The 16,496-nt window shown below is 71.6% G+C and carries 16 protein-coding genes; 9 read left to right on the forward strand and 7 right to left on the reverse strand.

Translation table 11 applies throughout. The features are described from left to right. Positions 1–60: 60 nt before the first annotated feature. On the reverse strand, positions 61–1,014 hold the full coding sequence (locus ACFYOY_RS24655) for an NADP-dependent oxidoreductase (protein ID WP_388589873.1): 954 nt from the start codon (positions 1,012–1,014) through the stop codon (positions 61–63). Positions 1,015–1,204: 190 nt separating this feature from the next. Here ACFYOY_RS24655 and ACFYOY_RS24660 point away from each other — a divergent pair, with 190 nt between their 5' ends. Further along, positions 1,205–1,537 (forward strand): winged helix-turn-helix transcriptional regulator, encoded by a 333-nt coding sequence (locus ACFYOY_RS24660; protein ID WP_388589616.1) that lies wholly within the window; start codon positions 1,205–1,207, stop codon positions 1,535–1,537. Positions 1,538–1,632: 95 nt separating this feature from the next. Here the strand turns inward: ACFYOY_RS24660 and ACFYOY_RS24665 are convergent, their stop codons facing one another. Further along, entirely contained in the window at positions 1,633–2,289 is a 657-nt protein-coding gene (locus ACFYOY_RS24665) for a YceI family protein (RefSeq protein WP_351888062.1), read from the reverse strand. A 199-nt stretch (positions 2,290–2,488) separates the two neighbouring features. Between ACFYOY_RS24665 and ACFYOY_RS24670 the strand changes: the two genes are divergently transcribed. Both ACFYOY_RS24670 and ACFYOY_RS24675 read left to right on the forward strand, forming a co-directional pair. Next, the gene (locus tag ACFYOY_RS24670; RefSeq protein WP_351888065.1) at positions 2,489–3,307 is read left to right on the forward strand and encodes a thioesterase family protein; all 819 of its coding nucleotides are present in this window, start codon (positions 2,489–2,491) and stop codon (positions 3,305–3,307) included. Positions 3,308–3,544: 237 nt separating this feature from the next. Then, the gene (locus tag ACFYOY_RS24675) at positions 3,545–4,903 is read left to right on the forward strand and encodes an MFS transporter (RefSeq protein WP_351888068.1); all 1,359 of its coding nucleotides are present in this window, start codon (positions 3,545–3,547) and stop codon (positions 4,901–4,903) included. A gap of 33 nt (positions 4,904–4,936) precedes the next feature. On the opposite strand, the gene ACFYOY_RS24680 is transcribed toward ACFYOY_RS24675, so the two are convergent. The 3 genes from ACFYOY_RS24680 to ACFYOY_RS24690 are packed head-to-tail and all read right to left on the reverse strand — an operon-like array spanning position 4,937 to position 7,691. Then, positions 4,937–5,809, reverse strand: a complete 873-nt coding sequence (locus tag ACFYOY_RS24680; protein ID WP_351888071.1) for a hypothetical protein — start codon at positions 5,807–5,809, stop codon at positions 4,937–4,939. 35 nt (positions 5,810–5,844) lie between these two features. After that, complete coding sequence (locus ACFYOY_RS24685; protein ID WP_351888073.1) at positions 5,845–6,669, reverse strand: alpha/beta fold hydrolase; 825 nt, start codon at positions 6,667–6,669, stop codon at positions 5,845–5,847. Positions 6,670–6,719: 50 nt separating this feature from the next. Continuing rightward, a complete protein-coding gene (locus tag ACFYOY_RS24690; RefSeq protein WP_388589621.1) occupies positions 6,720–7,691 on the reverse strand; it encodes a LysR family transcriptional regulator in 972 nt (323 codons plus the stop codon). 126 nt (positions 7,692–7,817) lie between these two features. Between ACFYOY_RS24690 and ACFYOY_RS24695 the strand changes: the two genes are divergently transcribed. Beyond that, positions 7,818–8,981 carry an acyl-CoA dehydrogenase family protein gene (locus ACFYOY_RS24695; RefSeq protein WP_351888078.1) on the forward strand — a complete coding sequence of 388 codons (1,164 nt, stop codon included), beginning with the start codon at positions 7,818–7,820 and terminating at the stop codon, positions 8,979–8,981. Positions 8,982–9,033: 52 nt separating this feature from the next. Here ACFYOY_RS24695 and ACFYOY_RS24700 read toward each other — a convergent pair whose 3' ends face one another. Next, positions 9,034–10,365 (reverse strand): FAD-linked oxidase C-terminal domain-containing protein, encoded by a 1,332-nt coding sequence (locus ACFYOY_RS24700; protein WP_351888669.1) that lies wholly within the window; start codon positions 10,363–10,365, stop codon positions 9,034–9,036. Positions 10,366–10,615: 250 nt separating this feature from the next. Between ACFYOY_RS24700 and ACFYOY_RS24705 the strand changes: the two genes are divergently transcribed. From ACFYOY_RS24705 to ACFYOY_RS24725, 5 genes are all read left to right on the forward strand, one after another. Further along, positions 10,616–11,089, forward strand: coding sequence for a nuclear transport factor 2 family protein (locus ACFYOY_RS24705; RefSeq protein ID WP_351888081.1), 474 nt, complete (start codon positions 10,616–10,618; stop codon positions 11,087–11,089). 26 nt (positions 11,090–11,115) lie between these two features. Continuing rightward, the gene (locus tag ACFYOY_RS24710) at positions 11,116–11,670 is read left to right on the forward strand and encodes a TetR/AcrR family transcriptional regulator (RefSeq protein ID WP_351888084.1); all 555 of its coding nucleotides are present in this window, start codon (positions 11,116–11,118) and stop codon (positions 11,668–11,670) included. Between the two features lie 114 nt (positions 11,671–11,784). Continuing rightward, complete coding sequence (locus tag ACFYOY_RS24715; protein WP_351888671.1) at positions 11,785–12,834, forward strand: sensor histidine kinase; 1,050 nt, start codon at positions 11,785–11,787, stop codon at positions 12,832–12,834. A 22-nt stretch (positions 12,835–12,856) separates the two neighbouring features. Continuing rightward, entirely contained in the window at positions 12,857–13,567 is a 711-nt protein-coding gene (locus ACFYOY_RS24720) for a response regulator transcription factor (protein WP_351888087.1), read from the forward strand. A gap of 117 nt (positions 13,568–13,684) precedes the next feature. Beyond that, entirely contained in the window at positions 13,685–14,848 is a 1,164-nt protein-coding gene (locus ACFYOY_RS24725) for a serine hydrolase domain-containing protein (protein ID WP_351888090.1), read from the forward strand. 28 nt (positions 14,849–14,876) lie between these two features. Here the strand turns inward: ACFYOY_RS24725 and ACFYOY_RS24730 are convergent, their stop codons facing one another. Then, positions 14,877–16,385, reverse strand: a complete 1,509-nt coding sequence (locus ACFYOY_RS24730) for a cryptochrome/photolyase family protein (protein ID WP_351888093.1) — start codon at positions 16,383–16,385, stop codon at positions 14,877–14,879. Between the last annotated feature and the right edge of the window lie 111 nt (positions 16,386–16,496).

The raw sequence follows: 16,496 nt of genomic DNA on the forward strand, positions 1-16,496 counted from the left end.
GAGCTGATGTGATGGATGGTGCGAGATGGCCTCGGGCTTCCGCCGTCGGCGCGCAGCGGGTCAGGCGCCGACGCGGAGAACCAGCTTGCCGCGCGTATGGCCGTCCTCCCCCTGGCGGTGGGCGCGAGCGGCCTCCTCCAGCGGGAAGACCTCCTCGACCTCGACCGCGACCTCACCCTTGTCGATCAGTGCGGCGATCGTGGTGAGCGCGGCACCGTCCGGCTCGACGAGGAAGGCGCTGGTGCGGATCCCGCGGTCGTCGGCTGCCTGCCGCACCTCGGGGGCGACGCCACCAGGGACGGCCACCAGCAGTCCCCCCTTCCTGAGCACCTTCAGGGAACGGGTGCTGGTGGCGTCGTGGTCCTCGCCCAGCAGGTCGATCACCACATCGACGTCCTCGACCGCGTCCTCGAAGCGCTGCTCGGTGTAGTCGACCAGCTCCGCCGCTCCGAGCCGGCCGAGCCATGCGTGCCGGCTCTCCCGGGCGGTCCCCACCACCTGCGCCCCCAGGTGCCGTGCGAACTGGACGGCGAAGTGCCCGACGCCACCGGCGGCGGCGTGCACCAGAACCCGCTGCCCGGCCGTCACCCGCGCGGTGTCCACCATGATCTGCCAGGCCGTCAGCGCCGCCAGCGGGACGGCGGCCGCCTCCTCATGGCTCAACGCGGCCGGCTTGCGGGCGAACTGGCGGGCCGGAGCCGTGACGTACTCGGCGTAGCCACCGGCCTGACGGGGGAACCACGGCATGCCGTACACCTCGTCGCCGGGGGCCAGCGTGGTCACCCCGAACCCGACTTCCTCGACCACACCTGAGACATCCCAGCCCAGGGTGAACGGCGGCTCGCCGAGCACACCCGCCATACCGCCGCCCTGACGGGTCTTCCAGTCGACCGGGTTGATACCGGCGGCACGTACCCGCACCAGCACTTCGGTGGGCAGCGGCTCCGGCCGCGGGACCTCCGCGATGCGCAGCACCTCCGGGCCGCCGAGCGCGTCCTGTACCACCGCACGCATCATGGTCCTGGCCACGTGTGCCTCCTGAGCTCATCGTTCTCGTCACGCCCGCTCTCCGGGCGCGCTCGCACGCTAACCGCGGGGGCCTGGTTACCCACAAGGGACACTGCTACCTTTTGGGTAGTACCAGCGCCCGGAAGGTCCCTCCATGAGCACGCGATGCCACACAGGCCAGCACGACCATCATGATGTGTACGAGGCCCAATGCCCGTGCCGGGCCATGCTGGATCTGCTCGCGAACAAGTGGTCGGCGCTTGCCATCGGGGCCCTGGAGGACGGCCCTCTCCGGTTCGGCGCTCTGCAGCGCCGTCTTCAGGGGATCAGCCCCAAGGTGCTCACCCAGACACTGCGCCGCCTCGAAGACGCCGGTCTCATCGAGCGGACGGTCTACCCCGCCGTCCCGCTCCACGTGGAGTACGAACTCTCTCCCCTGGGACACAGCGCGTCCGTCCCGCTCAGGAACCTGCGCCTGTGGGTCGAGGAGAATCTGGACCTCGCCGCCGCGCCCGCGAAACCCATGTGACGGCGCCGGTCCCCTTCCGGCGCCGCCCGCCCCCCCCTCAGCACCCTCCTCCGCAGACGGCAGACGGAGAGCGCCCTTTCCGGGGCCGGGGCTCCTCAGGCGGCGGGGACGGTGCGGATGGCGGCGATGTCGAACTGGAGGCGGACCTTCTCACTCACCAGCGCGCCGCCCTCGGCCAGTCGGGCGTTGTAGGTCAGGCCCCATTCGGAGCGGTTGATGGTGGTGGTGCCGTCGAAGCCCGCCCGCTGGTAGCCGAAGGGGTCCGTGACGTACCCGATGTAGGTGAGCTCCAGGACGACGGGGCGGGTGATGTCTCTGATCGTGAGGTCCCCGATCATCCGGTAGACGTCCGGGCCCGCGACTTCCACGGCGGTACTCGCGAACCGGATGTGGGGGTAGGTTCTGGCGTCCAGGAAGTCCCGGCCCATCAAGTGGTCGTCCCGCTGCTCGACACCGGTCTGGACGCTGGCGGTGGACAGCAGGACCTCGGCCCGGGAACGGCGCGGGTCGCGGCCGTCGAAGTAGAGGCGGCTTTCGAATTCCGTGAAGGCGCCACGTACCGTGCTCACCATGGCGTGGCGGACGGAGAAACCGATCCGGCTGTGGGCCGGATCGACGATCCACTCTCCGGTGAGAGCCGCGAGGCCGGTATCCGGCACAGCGACGGCGCCGGACGTCGCCCGGGCAGGGGGGACCGCCGGTGCGGCGTTGGCGACCGCGCGACGGGAGGTACTGCGGCTGAACAGGTTCATGCCACCTGTTGTTACTTTCAACTTAGGGGTTGACGCAACCCTTGATCAAGAGCAGTTACTCAAGGATCTTGAGTAACTACCGCCGGGTGTCCTCCGAGCGCGCTCGTCAGTGGCCCGCGCGAGGACGCCCGTGCTCGACGCGGGGCGGCGTCCACACGGCTGTATACGTCATCCTGGTCAACGCCCTCTGATCACCACGATGTTCCCGCCCGAGGAGAAGTCCCCGTTGACGACCGACAGCTACTACGAGCCGATCGACGAGCACCACTACAAGCCCACCGCCCACGTCAGTGGCGCCTGGAGCACGGACGAACAGCACTTCAGCCCGCTCGGCGGGCTCATCGTCCACGCCATCGACCGCCACCTCGCCACCCGTCCGCACACCGGACTGCTCCTCAGCCGGATCAGCTTCGACATCCTCGGGCGCCTCGCCCTCGACGAGTGCGAGATCCGGGTGGAGACCGTCCGGCCCGGCCGCACCATCGAACTCATCGAGGCCGTCGTGCTCATCGCCGACCGCCCCGTGGTCCGGGCCCGTGCGTGGCTCCTCGCCGCCGTGGACACCGCGGCCGTCGCCGGTGGCGCCGAGGACCGGCTCACCCCGCCCGAGAAGCTCGCCCCCTGGTCGATGGCCTCCCTGTGGCCCGGCGGATACATCGCCTCCCTGGACTCCCGTCCGCTCGCGCCACCCCAGCCGGGCCGCGCGACCGTCTGGGTCTCCACCCCGCTCGCCCTCGTGGCCGGGCAGACCAGCACCCCACTGGCCTCGTACATCGCGCTCGTCGACACCGCCAACGGGATCGCCGTACGACAGCCGCCCACCGCCTGGATGTTCCCCAACGTCGACCTGACCCTCCACCTCCACCGCCAGCCCGAGGGCGGCTGGGCCGGGCTGGACACCACGGTCACCTTCGGTCCCACCGGCCAGGGCATCACCAGCACCGTGCTGCACGACCTGCGCGGTCCGATCGGACACGCCCAGCAGATCCTCACCGTCCGCCCGCTGCCCGGCGCCTGACCTCGTACGAGACATGCCGCCACCGGCGAGGTGGCGGCCTCCCTGTACGATGACGCGGCAAGCAACGAACCACTCTGCCTGACGCAGAGCTGGCGCGACCGCTCGGCGGCCGCGGTCCCTCTGCCCCTCATCGGCGCGGACCCGGTATCTACCCCGGTCCAGCGCGAGAGGACAGCTCTCGGCGCGCTCCGCCATGCCGGCCCGGGTGCGCTACCAGGCGGCGGAAAGGCGTCGGCCGTGGCATCCGCGGTCTCCAGCACCACCCCTCCTCCCACGCAGCGCGCCGGCTACCGGCACCTGCTGCGCACACCGGGCGCATGGACCTTCCTGCTGCCCGGCTTCGCCGCCCGGCAGCCGTTCGCGATGCTGACGATCAGCATCGTGCTCCTGCTGCGCCACACCACCGGGTCGTACGGTCTCGCCGGGGCGGTCGCGGCCGTCACCGGCGTGTCCATGGCGCTGTTCGCGCCCCAGAGCGGCAAGCTGGCCGACCGCCACGGACAGAGCGCGGTCCTGGTGCCGGGTGTGCTGCTCCACGCGGCGGCGGCCGCCCTGCTGACGACGCTCGCCCTGGCCCACGCGCCACTGTGGGCGCTGATCGCCGCCGCGGTGCCCACGGGCGCTTCCGTCCCGCAGGTCGGGCCCATGGTGCGGGCCCGCTGGGCGGCCGCCCTCGGGGACGGCGCTCACGGGGACGGCGCCCCGGGCAAATCCGGGCCGCGGTCGGGACGCCATCCGCTGCTGGCGACCGCGGCCGCGTTCGAGTCCGTGACGGACGAGCTGACGTTCGTCATCGGCCCCGTGCTCGCGACCGGTTTGAGCACCGGTGTGCATCCGGCGTCCGGCCTGATCGCGGAGGCGGCGCTGACGCTGGTGGGCGGGCTGCTCTTCGCGGCCCAGCGCGGTACCGCGCCGCCGCTGAACGCGGCGCGGGCGGACGCCCGGGAGCGGCCCGCCTCGGCCCTGTCCGTACCGGGCGTGCGGGTCCTGGCCGTGGCCTTCCTGGGCGTCGGCTCGGTCTTCGGCGGGATGCAGGTCGCCCTGACCGCCTTCGCCCAGGAGCACGGCCAACCGGGCCTGAACGGTGTGCTGTACGGCGTCTTCGCGGCGGGCAACATGCTGGCGGGCGTGGCCTGTGGCGCCATCGCCTGGCGCACCTCCCCCCGGCGGCGGCTGCTGACCTCCTACGCCGCGCTGACGCTGATCTGCTCAACGCTGTGGGCGGTGCCCGCGCCGCTGCCGCTGGGCGGGCTGGGGCTGCTCGCGGGCCTGTGCATCGCACCGGCGCTGATCACCGGATACACCCTGGTGGAGGCCCTGGTCCCGGCCACGTCCCGGACGGAGGCGTTCACCTGGCTGACCGGCTCGGTCGCGCTGGGGCAGGCGGCGGCGGTGACGGCGGCGGGACAGATGGCGGACGGTTTCGGCGCGAGCGCCGCCTTCACGGTGCCGCTCGTCGGCACGGCGCCGGCCCTGCTGACCGTGGTGTTTCTGCGCGCGCGGATCGCACCGCGCGGCGTCTCCACGGCGATACGCCATGAGCGGCGCGCCGCCGGTACGCACGACGGGTCGCTCCAGACGGCGGACACCCCCTGAGCGACGTCCCGGCCGTACGGTCACGGCACGCCCTCATGCGAACGTCACCTGCGCCGTGGCGTGCCGGGCCTCCCGGTGGGTGGCGATGCGCAGGTCGGCACCGCTGCCGGAGGGCGCGCCGGACGCCACGAGGCGTTCCCCGGCGAACAGCGGCCGCCGCAGCCGGTAGGACAGCGAGGCCACCCGCCGCGCCGGGGCGTGGCGGCGGACGAGTTCGAGCATGAGCAGGGCCAGCAACGGGCCGTGGACGACGGGGCCCGGGTAGCCCTCCTCCCCTTGCGCGTACGGCGTGTCGTAGTGGATGCGGTGGGCGTTGGCGGTGAGCGCGCTGAACCGGAACAGCAGTGTCGGGTCCGGGTGCAGCGGGAACTGCCACGTCCCCTCGGGGTCGGGGGCGGCGGACTCGTCGAGGGCGGCCGGGTGGTGGCGCACGGAGCCGCGCCCCGACCGGTAGACGATGTCCTGTTCCTCGACGAGGCAGGTCCGGCCGCGCTGGCGGAGTTCCCGGCGCTCGGTGACGAACAGCAGCTCCCCCGTGCTCCCGTGTTTGGCCGTCACCGTGCCCAGGCTGCTGATGCGCTCGGCCGGCTCACCGAGGCGCAGCGGCTCGGTGATCTCGCATCGTCCTCCGGCGATCATCCGCTGCCGGTGCGGGATGGGCGGCAGGAAGTGTCCGGCCCGGGGGTGTCCGTCGGCTCCGAGCTCGCGCTGGGCGGGCCAGTGCAGGAAGTAGAGCCAGTGCCACAGCGGTGGCAGGGGCTCACCGTCCTTCGCCACGGCCTCGGGCAGGTCGAGGACCGCCGACAGGGCCGCGACGGGCCCGACGGGCAGCGCGTCCTCGGCCATGACCGGTCCCGGGGCCCAGGACGCGACGCACGAGCTGAGCGGGGGCGGGGTGGGTTGCATGGTTCTTCTGTCCCTCCTCATGCGTGAGTAGGCGGTCAGACCAGGAAGGGCTCCTCCTCCAGGAACGACGACACGATCGTCGCGGCCGCCGGGCGGCACTCCTGGAAATAGCCGTGCCGGGCGCCCTCGAAGATGTGCGTACGCGCCTGGGGGATGCGCGAGGCGAGCAGCGGTGCGTTGGCCGCCGGGGTGAGCCGGTCGTCCGCGCCGTGCAGGATCAGGGTGGGCGCGGTGATCAGCGGAAGGGCGTCCCAGGCGTCGTGTTGATTGCTGGCCACCAGATGGCCTCGCCGGGCGTGCGGGGGCATGCCGGGGGCGCCGAGGGTCGTATAGGGCCCGGGGTGTGCGGACCGCCAGGCTGGGGTGTACATCAGGTCGATCAGCGCTTCGTTCGCCGCCCGCGCGTCGGTCTGGGCCAGGGAGCGCCGCACCGCCATGTCGCGCTCCGTCGCGTGGGACCCGCCGGGCGAGGTGCAGCCGAGGACGAGCCGCCGGATCCGGTGCGGATGGCGGGCGGCGACCCACTGGGCGACCCGCCCGCCCATGGAGGTCCCGTACAGATCGGCGCGCTCGATGCCCAGATGGTCGAGGACGGCGATCACATCGTCGGCGAAGCCCGGCGTCGAGTAGGGCTGGTCGGGCTTCTCGCTCTCCCCCGTGCCGCGCCAGTCCATGGTGAGGGTGGTGTGGGTGGCGTGGAAGTCCGCCCGTATGCCGTCCCACCAGTGGTGGTTGTTGGCCTGGCCCGCCAGGAGCACCAGCGGGGGCCGTCCGGTGCCCTGGCGCTGATAGGCGAGGAGGGTGCCGTCCAGCGCGCGGGCGTGGCCGCTGACCTGCTGATGGACGTCGGTGCTTGCCATGGGTGTTTCTCGCCTTTCGGGCTTCGGGGGTCGTCTTCCGGGTTCCGGGCTCAGGTGTCGTCGGTGGGTGCGGCCCGCGTGTGCAGCTGGGCGGAGGGCCACCGCTCCTGGTCCACGGCCGAGGTGATCTGGTGGAGCAGTTCCCGGGCGACGGCCTCCACCGCGGGTGGTGTCCGCCCGGCTCTGGACATCCCGAGGACGATCGAGCGCCATACGTCTGGTTCGCACAGCGGTGCCGCGCCGAGTGTGCCATCGGCCACGTCCTCGGCGATGCCCAGTCCCGGCAGGATGGTCCAGCCGTGCCCGGCCCGGACGAGTTGCTTCTGCATCCGCATGGAGTTGGTCTGCACGACCACGTCCATCTCGACCGCGGCCCGTCCGGCGGCCCCGTCGATCAGGCTGCGCAGGGCGTGCCCGGCCGCGGGCATGACCAGCGGGTGCTCGGCGGCCCGCGCGAGGGGGACGGGCTGATCGCCACGCAGCCCCTCGGACGGCGGCGCGACCACCCACAGCCGCTCGCGCACCAGAGGGCGGAGGTTCAGCGACGGCGTGTCGGCCAGGTTGTAGAGCAGCGTGAGGTCCAGGTCGCCGTCGTCCAGCCATTGCTGGAGGTGCCCGGAGTACGCCGTCATCAGGCGCAGCTCGATCCCGGGGTGGTTCCGGGTGAGCGCGGACACCAGCGGCTCCGCCAGCAGATCGGCGGTGCTCTCCAGCAGGCCCACGGTGACGATGCCGGTCACCACGCCCGGGGTCGGCTGGACCTCGGCACGGGCGCGCTCCAGTTCGTTCAGGGCGCGGCGAGCGCGGTCGGCCATGACCGCGCCGGCCTCGGTGGGCCGCATGCCCTGCCGGGTCCGCTCGAAGAGGGGGACGCCCAGCTCCTCCTCCAGGGTGCGGATCTGCCGGGTGACCGCGGGCTGGACCAGATGGAGCAGCTCCGCGGCCCGGGTGACGCTGCCGACCTCGGCGACCGTGACGAGTGCCTTGAGTTGTTTGACGTCCAACGCTCGCTCTCCAGCCATCCGCGTCCGGCATGGGCGTATCACGCATTGCTATTTCACTGAGACCTCCATAAGTATCCATGATGACACTGAGCTCGGACGGCGATCCCGCCTCCCCGTCTTCCCGTCTCACAGGAGCGTCAGAGCATGAGCACCCTCGACATCGTGTCCGAGGACGAGCAGTTCATCGTCAGGACGGTGCGCGACTTCGTGGACAACGACGTCAAACCGGTCGTCCAGGAGCTGGAGCACGCCAACACCTACCCCGAGGCCCTGATCGAGCGGATGAAACAGCTCGGTGTCTTCGGGCTCGCCATCCCGGAGGAGTACGGCGGCACCCCCGTCTCCACCTCGTGCTATGTCCTGATCACCGAGGAACTGGCCCGTGGCTGGATGAGCCTGGCCGGTGCGATGGGCGGCCACACCGTGGTCTCCACCCTCCTGCTGCGCTTCGGCACCGAGGAGCAGAAGCGCCGCTATCTGCCGAAGATGGCCACCGGCGAGATCCGGGCCACCATGGCGCTGACCGAACCGGGCGGCGGCTCCGACCTCCAGGCGATGCGCACCGTCGCCCGTAAGGACGCGGACGGCTATGTGGTGGACGGCTCCAAGACCTGGATCACCAACTCCCGCCGCTCCCAGCTGATCGCCCTGCTCTGCAAGACCGACCCCGACGCCACCCCCGCGCACCGGGGCATCTCCATCCTGCTGGTCGAGCACGGGCCCGGTCTGACGGTCTCCCGCGATCTGCCCAAGCTGGGCTACAAGGGCGTCGAGAGCTGCGAGCTGTCGTTCGACGGCTACCGGGCCCCGGCCGACGCCGTTCTGGGCGGTGTGGAGGGCAAGGGGTTCGCCCAGATGATGAAGGGGCTGGAGACCGGACGGCTGCAGGTCGCCTCCCGCGCGCTCGGCGTCGGCCGGGCGGCGCTGGAGGACGCGCTGGCCTACGCCCAGGAACGCGAGTCGTTCGGCAAGCCGATCTGGCAACACCAGTCGATCGGCAACTACCTCGCCGACATGGCCACCTCGCTGACCGCGGCCCGTCAGCTCACCCTGTACGCCGCGCGGGAGGCCGACGCGGGGCGGCGCGTGGACATGGAGGCGGGCATGGCGAAGCTGTTCGCCTCCGAGACCGCCATGGAGATCGCGCTCAATGCCGTCCGCATCCACGGTGGTTACGGCTATTCCACCGAGTTCGACGTGGAACGCTACTTCCGCGACGCGCCTCTGATGATCGTCGGTGAGGGCACCAACGAGATCCAGCGCAATGTGATCGCGGCTCAGCTCGTGAAGCGCGGCGGACTGGGGTGAGGCGGGCTGGAGTGAGGCGGGCTGGAGTGACGTCTGCCCGCCCGCCGCGCACTCAGCCGCCTGCGATGACCTTGCCCGGGTTGAGAATCCCCTGCGGGTCGAGGGCCGCCTTGACGGCACGGTGCATCTCCAGAACGGCCGGTGTGAGCTCCCGCTCCAGACCGTCCCGCTTCAGCAAACCCACCCCGTGTTCGCCGGTGACCGTGCCACCGAGGTCGATGGCGTCCGCGATGATGTCGTGGAAGGCGGCCTGGGCCCGCTCCCGGGCCGCCGTGTCGCCGGGCTGGGTGATCAGCAACGGGTGGAGGTTGCCGTCACCGGCGTGGGCGATGTTGGCGATGAGCGTGTCATGGCGGGTGGCGGCGCGCTCGATCCGTGCCAGCATCTCCGGTACGGCCGCCTTGGGCACGCAGACGTCCTCGGTGAGCACCGGGCCCAGCCGCTCCAGCGCCGGATAGGCGAGCCGCCTGGCCGAGAACAGCGCGTCGGCCTCCTCCTGGTCCGTGGACTGCGCGGCCCAGGTCGCCCCCGCCTCCTCGAAACAGGCGAGCATGCGCTCGGCCTCCTGCGCACCGGCCGGGCCCGGGGCGTCCGTACGGCCGAGGAGCACCACGTCCGCGTCGACGGACAGGCCCATGTTCTTCCACTTGTCGACCGCCGCCAGGCAGTGCCGGTCGATCAGCTCCAGCGCGGACGGGGTGAGGCCCGCGGCCCCGATCGCGGCGACCGCGCGTCCCGCCGCCACGACCGAGGAGAAGTATCCGGCGACCGTGCGCTCGGCCTCACGCCGCGGCCGCAGCCGCACCGTGACCTCGGTGATCACTCCCAGGGTGCCTTCGGAGCCGACCATCAGCCCCGCCAGGTCGTACCCGGCGACCCCCTTGGCGGTCCTGCGGCCGAGCCGCACGAGCTCACCGGTGCCGGTCACCACCTCCAGGCCGAGCACATAGTCGCGGGTGACGCCGTACTTCACACAGCACAGCCCGCCCGCGTTGGTCGCCACATTGCCGCCGATGGTGGACCAGGGCGCGCTCGCCGGGTCGGGCGGGTACCAGAGGCCCTGCTCGGCGCAGGCGGCGCGCAGATCGTCGTTGACCACACCGGGTCCGACGACCGCGAGGCGCTCCACGGGGTCGATCTCGTGGATGGTGTCCATGGCCTCGGTGGAGAGCACCACACAGCCCTCGACGGCGTTGGCACCACCGGAGAGACCGGTGCCGGCGCCCCTCGTGACCAGCGGAACGCCGTGCCGCACACAGGCCCGCACCACGGCACGCACTTCCAGCGCCGTACGTGGCCGCACCACCACGAGGGGCGTGCCGTACGGCGCCCACTCCGCCTCGTCGTGGACGAAACCGGCGGCGACACCCGGGTCCTCGACCATCCGGCCGTCCGGCAGCTCCTGCCGCAGATCATCGATCAACACGCCCGGTCCCCTGCCTTGTCGTCGAGCACAGTGTTTCCGCTCGCACGGTACCCACCACCCCGAGAAGGCCTGATCACCACCCCCGCCACCAGGACGGCCGCGGTCCGGTCCTTGCACGAGAACCATCGTTCTCCTACTCTCGTACCCGAAAGGGAGAATGCTCGTTCTCCCCTCCCTCGCCCCGCTCCACCGCTCACCAGGAGACGCTGTGACCGACGCTCCACGCCCCCCGTTCCCGCCGTTCACCCGGGAGACCGCCATCCAGAAGGTCCGTCTGGCGGAAGACGGCTGGAACTCCCGCGATCCGGAGAAGGTCGCCCTGGCCTACACCGTCGACTCCCGCTGGCGGAACCGCGCGGAGTTCGTCACCGGGCGCGACGAGATCATCGCCTTCCTCACCCGCAAATGGGCGCGCGAGCTGGACTACCGGCTCATCAAGGAGCTGTGGGCCTTCGACGGCAACCGCATCGCCGTGCGCTTCGCCTACGAATGCCACGACGACTCCGGCAACTGGTTCCGCTCCTACGGCAACGAGAACTGGGAATTCGACGACGCCGGTCTGATGCGCCTGCGCTACGCGTGCATCAACGACCTCCCCATCGAGGAGTCGGAGCGTCGCTACCACTGGCCGCTCGGGCGCCGCCCCGACGACCACCCCGGGCTGAGCGACCTCGGCTTCTGACCGACCGGCACCAGGAGAGCGGCGAAATGATCAGTCGCGAGACCGCGGAGCTCCGGATCCTCGACGCGGCCGAGACCCTGTTCTACGGACGGGGGCTCCAGGCCGTGGGCATGGACGAGATCCGCTCCGCCTCCGGCGTCTCCCTCAAACGGCTCTACCAGCTCTTCCCCTCCAAAGGGGAGCTCATACAGGCGTATCTGCGGCGACGCGACATCCGCTGGCGCCAGAGGCTGGCCGCGTACGCCGATGCCCAGGACACACCCGAGGAACGCATCCTCGCGGTCTTCGACTGGCTCTACGAATGGTTCGGCGAGCCGGACTTCCGCGGCTGCGCCTTCAGCAACTCCTTCGGGGAGCTGGGCGCCACCTCCTCGCCGGTGGCCGAGACGGCCCGCGCCCACAAGGAGGCGTTCTTCGGGTACCTCGCCGAGCTGACGGCGGCCGCGGGTAAACCGGCCTCGCTGGCCGAGCACTTGGGCCTCCTGGCCGAAGGCGCCATCACCACCGCGGCCATCACCGGCAGCCCCGAACCCGCGCGCCGGGCGAAAGAGGCCGCGCGCCTCCTGCTGGAGGCGGCATAACGGCTACCATCCTGTCTTGTGCGGGGGTGGTGGGAGCGGGGCCGGGCGCTGGGAGCAGCCCATCCCCAGGCCGTTGACATCGGGATCGCGCTCCTGGTCCAGGCGGCCATGACGATGCCGTTCGTGGTGCCGCGTCCACCCGATCTGGAGCCGGCGACCTGGCCCGCCTACGGGCTGACCACGCTCACCGTCGTCCCCCTGATCTGGCGTCGGCGCGCTCCCCTCGCCGCGCTGATCGCCATCATCGCGACGAGCGCGCTGTACAAGCTGGCCGTGGAAGGCCCCGGACAGCCGCTGCCGTACACCGGGCTCGTCATCGTCTATACGGTCGCCGTCCTTTCACCGCCGTGGAAGCGGCTGGTCACCGGGGGGCTGCTGGCGGTTGCCGTGCCGGTGTCGGTGTGGCTGAACACCCGGACGGCGCGCGAGCTCACCTTCTCCCTCTTCGTGTTCGCGGCGGCCTATGTCTTCGGTCGGCTGACCGATGCCCGGCAGCGGGCGAACCGGATCGAGGCGGAGCGGGCCGCCGGCCGCGAACGGGCCAGGATCGCACGGGAGATGCACGACATCCTCTCCCACGCGGTGAGCCTGATGATCGTGCAGGCGGAGGCCGGTCCGGTGGCGGTGCGGACGGCTCCGGAGCGGGCCGAGGCCGCCTTCGACGCCATCTCCACGACGGGCCGGGAGGCGATGGTCCAGCTGCGCCGGATGCTGGGAGTGCTGCGCGCGGGCGACGAGCCGGGCCGCGCCCCGCGGGAGCCGCAGCCGGGCCTGGCCGGTCTGTCCGGTCTACTCGACCGGGTACGGGCGAGTGGCCTCGATGTCGCGTACGAGTCGGCGGGGGCCGTGCGGCCACTGCCGGACGCCACCGGGGCGACCGTCTTCCGGATCGTCCAGGAGGCGCTGACCAACGTGGTCAAGCACGCGGAAGCCCGTACCGTCTCCGTTCAACTCACCTATGGTGAGGGTGCCGTGGACATCCGGGTGCTGGACGACGGGCACGGACAGCAGTCCGGCGCCGACGGCGGCCACGGTCTGATCGGGGTCCGCGAGCGGGCCGCGGCGCACGGCGGTACGGCGGTCACCGGGCCGGGCCCGGACGGCCGGGGCTTCGAGGTACGGGTCCGCCTCCCCGTACTCTCCTGGGCGGAGGTGGCGCGTTGACGATCCATGTGGTGGTGACGCGTTGACGATCCGTGTGGTGGTGGCCGACGATCAGGAGCTGGTGCGCAGCGGCTTCTCCATGATCCTTGACGCCCAGCCGGACATCGAGGTGGTCGCGGAGGCGGGCGACGGGGCCGAGGCCGTCCAGGCGGTGCGGCGGCACGCGCCCGATGTGGCGCTGCTCGACATCCGGATGCCGGGTATGGACGGCATCGAGGCATGCCGCGAGATCGGCGCGGACGGCGCCTGCCGGACGGTGATGCTGACGACCTTCGACTCCGACGAGTATGTGTACGAAGCGCTGCACGCCGGCGCGAGCGGCTTCCTGCTGAAGGATGTGCGCAGGGACGATCTGGTGCACGCGGTACGGGTGGTGGCGCGGGGCGACTCGCTGCTGGCGCCGTCGGTGGCCCGTCGTCTGGTGGAGCAGTACACCCGGGCGACCGCCCGGCCACGGCGGCCCGATCCCCGCCTGGACCTGCTGACCGCGCGGGAGCGGGAGACACTGCTGCTGCTCGCGCGCGGCCTGTCGAACGCCGAGATCGCGGCGGAGCTGGTCGTCAGCGATCACACGGTCAAGACGCATGTCGGCAATGTGCTCGCCAAGCTGGGGCTGCGGGACCGGATCCAGGCGGTGATCTGCGCATACGAGACGGGCCTGATCACGGCCGGGGATCCCCCGCCCGGGGGAGCGTCCCGGCCCGGTTCCTCCCCCGCGTCGGCGAGGAACTGACACCCGGAACACACTCGCGCGGGCGATCCGCGACGGACCGCCGGTCACCAGGATGGAGCCATCGGGAGCAACGGCTCATACGGCGCTCATATCGCGCCCCAATCACTGGAGTTGACCATGCAGAGCACCAGACGCACGCTGCTGGCCGCGGCGCTCGTCCTGGGCGTCGTGGCGGGCCCGGCGGTGCCGCCGGCCCTCGCGGCCACCTCGTCCGCCGCGGTCCCCACGCGGTCCGGGATTCCCGAGCTGGAAGCCGCCATCGCGGATCTGCCGACGAGCGACGCGACGGCCGCGCTGGTACGGGTCGGGGGCACAGAGGGCGTCTGGACCGGCAGTTCGGGCGTGCACGATCTGAAGACCAACCGGCCGGCCGATCCGGCGGCCCGCTTCCGCGCCGGTTCCGTGACCAAGGTCTTCACGGCCGCGGTCGCCCTGCAGCTGGCCGCCGAGGGCACGCTCGACCTGGACCGCAGCGCTCGTTCGTATCTGCCGGAACTGATCCCGGCAGCGTATGGGAAGGTCACCGTCCGGCAGTTGCTCAATCACACGCACGGCATCCCGGCCCCTGACTTCCCCGGGGACACGGTCGAGGAGGCGTACGCCGACCGCTTCCGGATCCATGACCCCGAGGACATGGTCCGTTCGGCGACAGCGAAGAAGCGCGAGTTCCCGCCCGGCGAGAGGCAGCACTATCTGAACATCGGGTACACCATCGCCGGTCTGCTCATCGAGCGGGTCTCGGGCGACTCGTACGAACACCAGGTGACCCGCCGGATCCTGAAGCCGCTGGGGCTGCGCGACACCTATCTCCCGGGGACCGATCCGCGCATCCTCGGCCCGCACAACCACGGCTACCAGACGATGCGGCTGGACGACGGCACGACCGGTCTGCGCGATGTGTCGGTGTGGGGGCCGACGGACGGCTGGGCGGCCGGTGACATCATCTCGACCACGGCGGACCTGGAACGGTTCACCAACGCCCTGTTCCAGGGACACGTGGTGCGCGGCCCACTGCTGCGCGAGATGTTCATCCTGCCGAAGGTGGCGGATTTCATGACCGGCGACCCGGCCGCGTACTCGGTCGGCCTGTCGATGAAGAAGCTGGGCGGCCGTGAGGTGTGGGGAAAGTCGGGCGGCCGCTGGGGCTACAACACCGCCATTGCCTCCACCCGCGACGGCTCACGCACCCTGGTCTACAGCGTCAACGCCACGAACGCCAAGGGGCAGGAGATGAACGAGGTGGTCCGGGACATCATGGTGGCGGCCTACGGCAACCCCTAGCCCCGGGCCGGACCTTGCCGCCTGGCACTCAGGGCGGCGCGGCGCCCCGCGCCTGTGCCGTCGCGAGCACCTCGGGCAGATCGGCCAGCCGGTCCAGGCCCCGAACCGCCCTGGCCATGCGGTGGTTGCCGGAGAGCCGGCCGCGATGGCGGTGCAGAAAGGACCAGTAACCGGTGGTGTAGGGACAGGCGTGCTCGCCGGTGCGGTCCCCCGGGCGGTAGGCGCAGGGGCCGCACAGGTCGCTCATCCGGTCGATGTACGCTCCGCCGGAGGTGTACGGCTTGGTGGTCATCAGGCCACCGTCGGCGTACTGCGACATCCCCACGACGTTCGGCAGCATCACCCAGTCATAACCATCGACGAAGCAGCGGTGGAACCAGTCCGTGACCGCCGCCGGGTCCCAGCCGTCCTGGAGCGCGCGGCTGCCGAGCACCATCAGCCGGGGGATGTGGTGGGTCCATCCGGTGTCCCGGACCTGGGCGAGTGCGTGTCGCAGGCAGCGGGCGGTGACCGCGTCGGCGTCGAGGTCGAGGAACCAGCGGGGCAGCGGCGCGGTGTGGCCGAGGGCGTTGTGGCCACGGTAGTCGGGGCCGAACCACCAGTAGAGGTGCCAGATGTACTCGCGCCACCCGGCGATCTGCCGGATGAACCCCTCGACGCTGTTCAGGGGCGCGTCGCCGGCGCGCCACGCCCGCTCGGCCCGGTCCACGCACTCGGCCGGGTGCAGCAGCCCGAGGTTCAGCGGTGCCGAGAGCAGGCTGTGGCTCAGCACGGGATCCGCCGCGAGCATCGCGTCCTCGTACGGGCCGAACCACGGCAGCCGGTGTGCGATGAAGTGGCGCAGGGATGCCAGTGCCTCCCGGCGGGTGGCGGGGAAACGCCGAGGGCCGTCGCGTCCGACGAAGGACACCCGGCCCTCGCGCTCCCAGCGGTCCAGATCGTGCCGGACCTCGTCGTCGATCTCGTCCTCCTCGGGGCGCCACGGGTCGGGCGCGCCGAGGGTGCGGGCCCCACGGGGCGGGGGCTCCCGGTTCTCCCGGTCCAGGTTCCAGCGCCCGCCGGCGGGCTGGTCACCGTCCATGAGCAGCTCGTGTTCACGGCGCACCCAGCGGTAGAAGTCCTCCATCCGCATCTGCCCCGGGGCGCGCTCCCCGGCCCATGTGGCAAAGGCGTCCCGCGGCGTCAGAAAGCCTCTGGCGGGCAGCACATGGACCTGGGCGAGCGACTCGACCAGGCCCAGCGCGGCGTGCGAGGTCGGCCGGCAGACGGTCACCGGTTCGCGCCCGGCAGCCTCGGCCAGCCCCTCGCGGTACGTCCGCGCCCGTACGTACCGCACGCGGTCGCCGAGTTCGGCCGCACGGTGCCGCATCGCGGACAGCAGGAGATGGGCCTTGGCGCGGTGGAAGCGACGGCGGCGCAGCACGGCCCAGGACTCGATCATGATGAGCGGAGCCCGTGGATCGGGGCCGTGGCGGCGATGGTCGATGAAGTGCGGGCCGAGTTGATCGCCGAAGAGCCAGTGCGGGCGTACGGCCATCGTGCGAACTCCTGGGAGGCGGCGGAGGGACGGACTCATGGCGGCGGGAGGGTAGCGCCCGCCGCGGGTGGCCGGGCGGACCGGGCGGCGGCGGACGCCCTCAGGCTATGC

The organism is Streptomyces sp. NPDC007875, assembly GCF_042868035.1.
Taxonomy (GTDB): Bacteria; Actinomycetota; Actinomycetes; order Streptomycetales; family Streptomycetaceae; genus Streptomyces; species Streptomyces antimycoticus.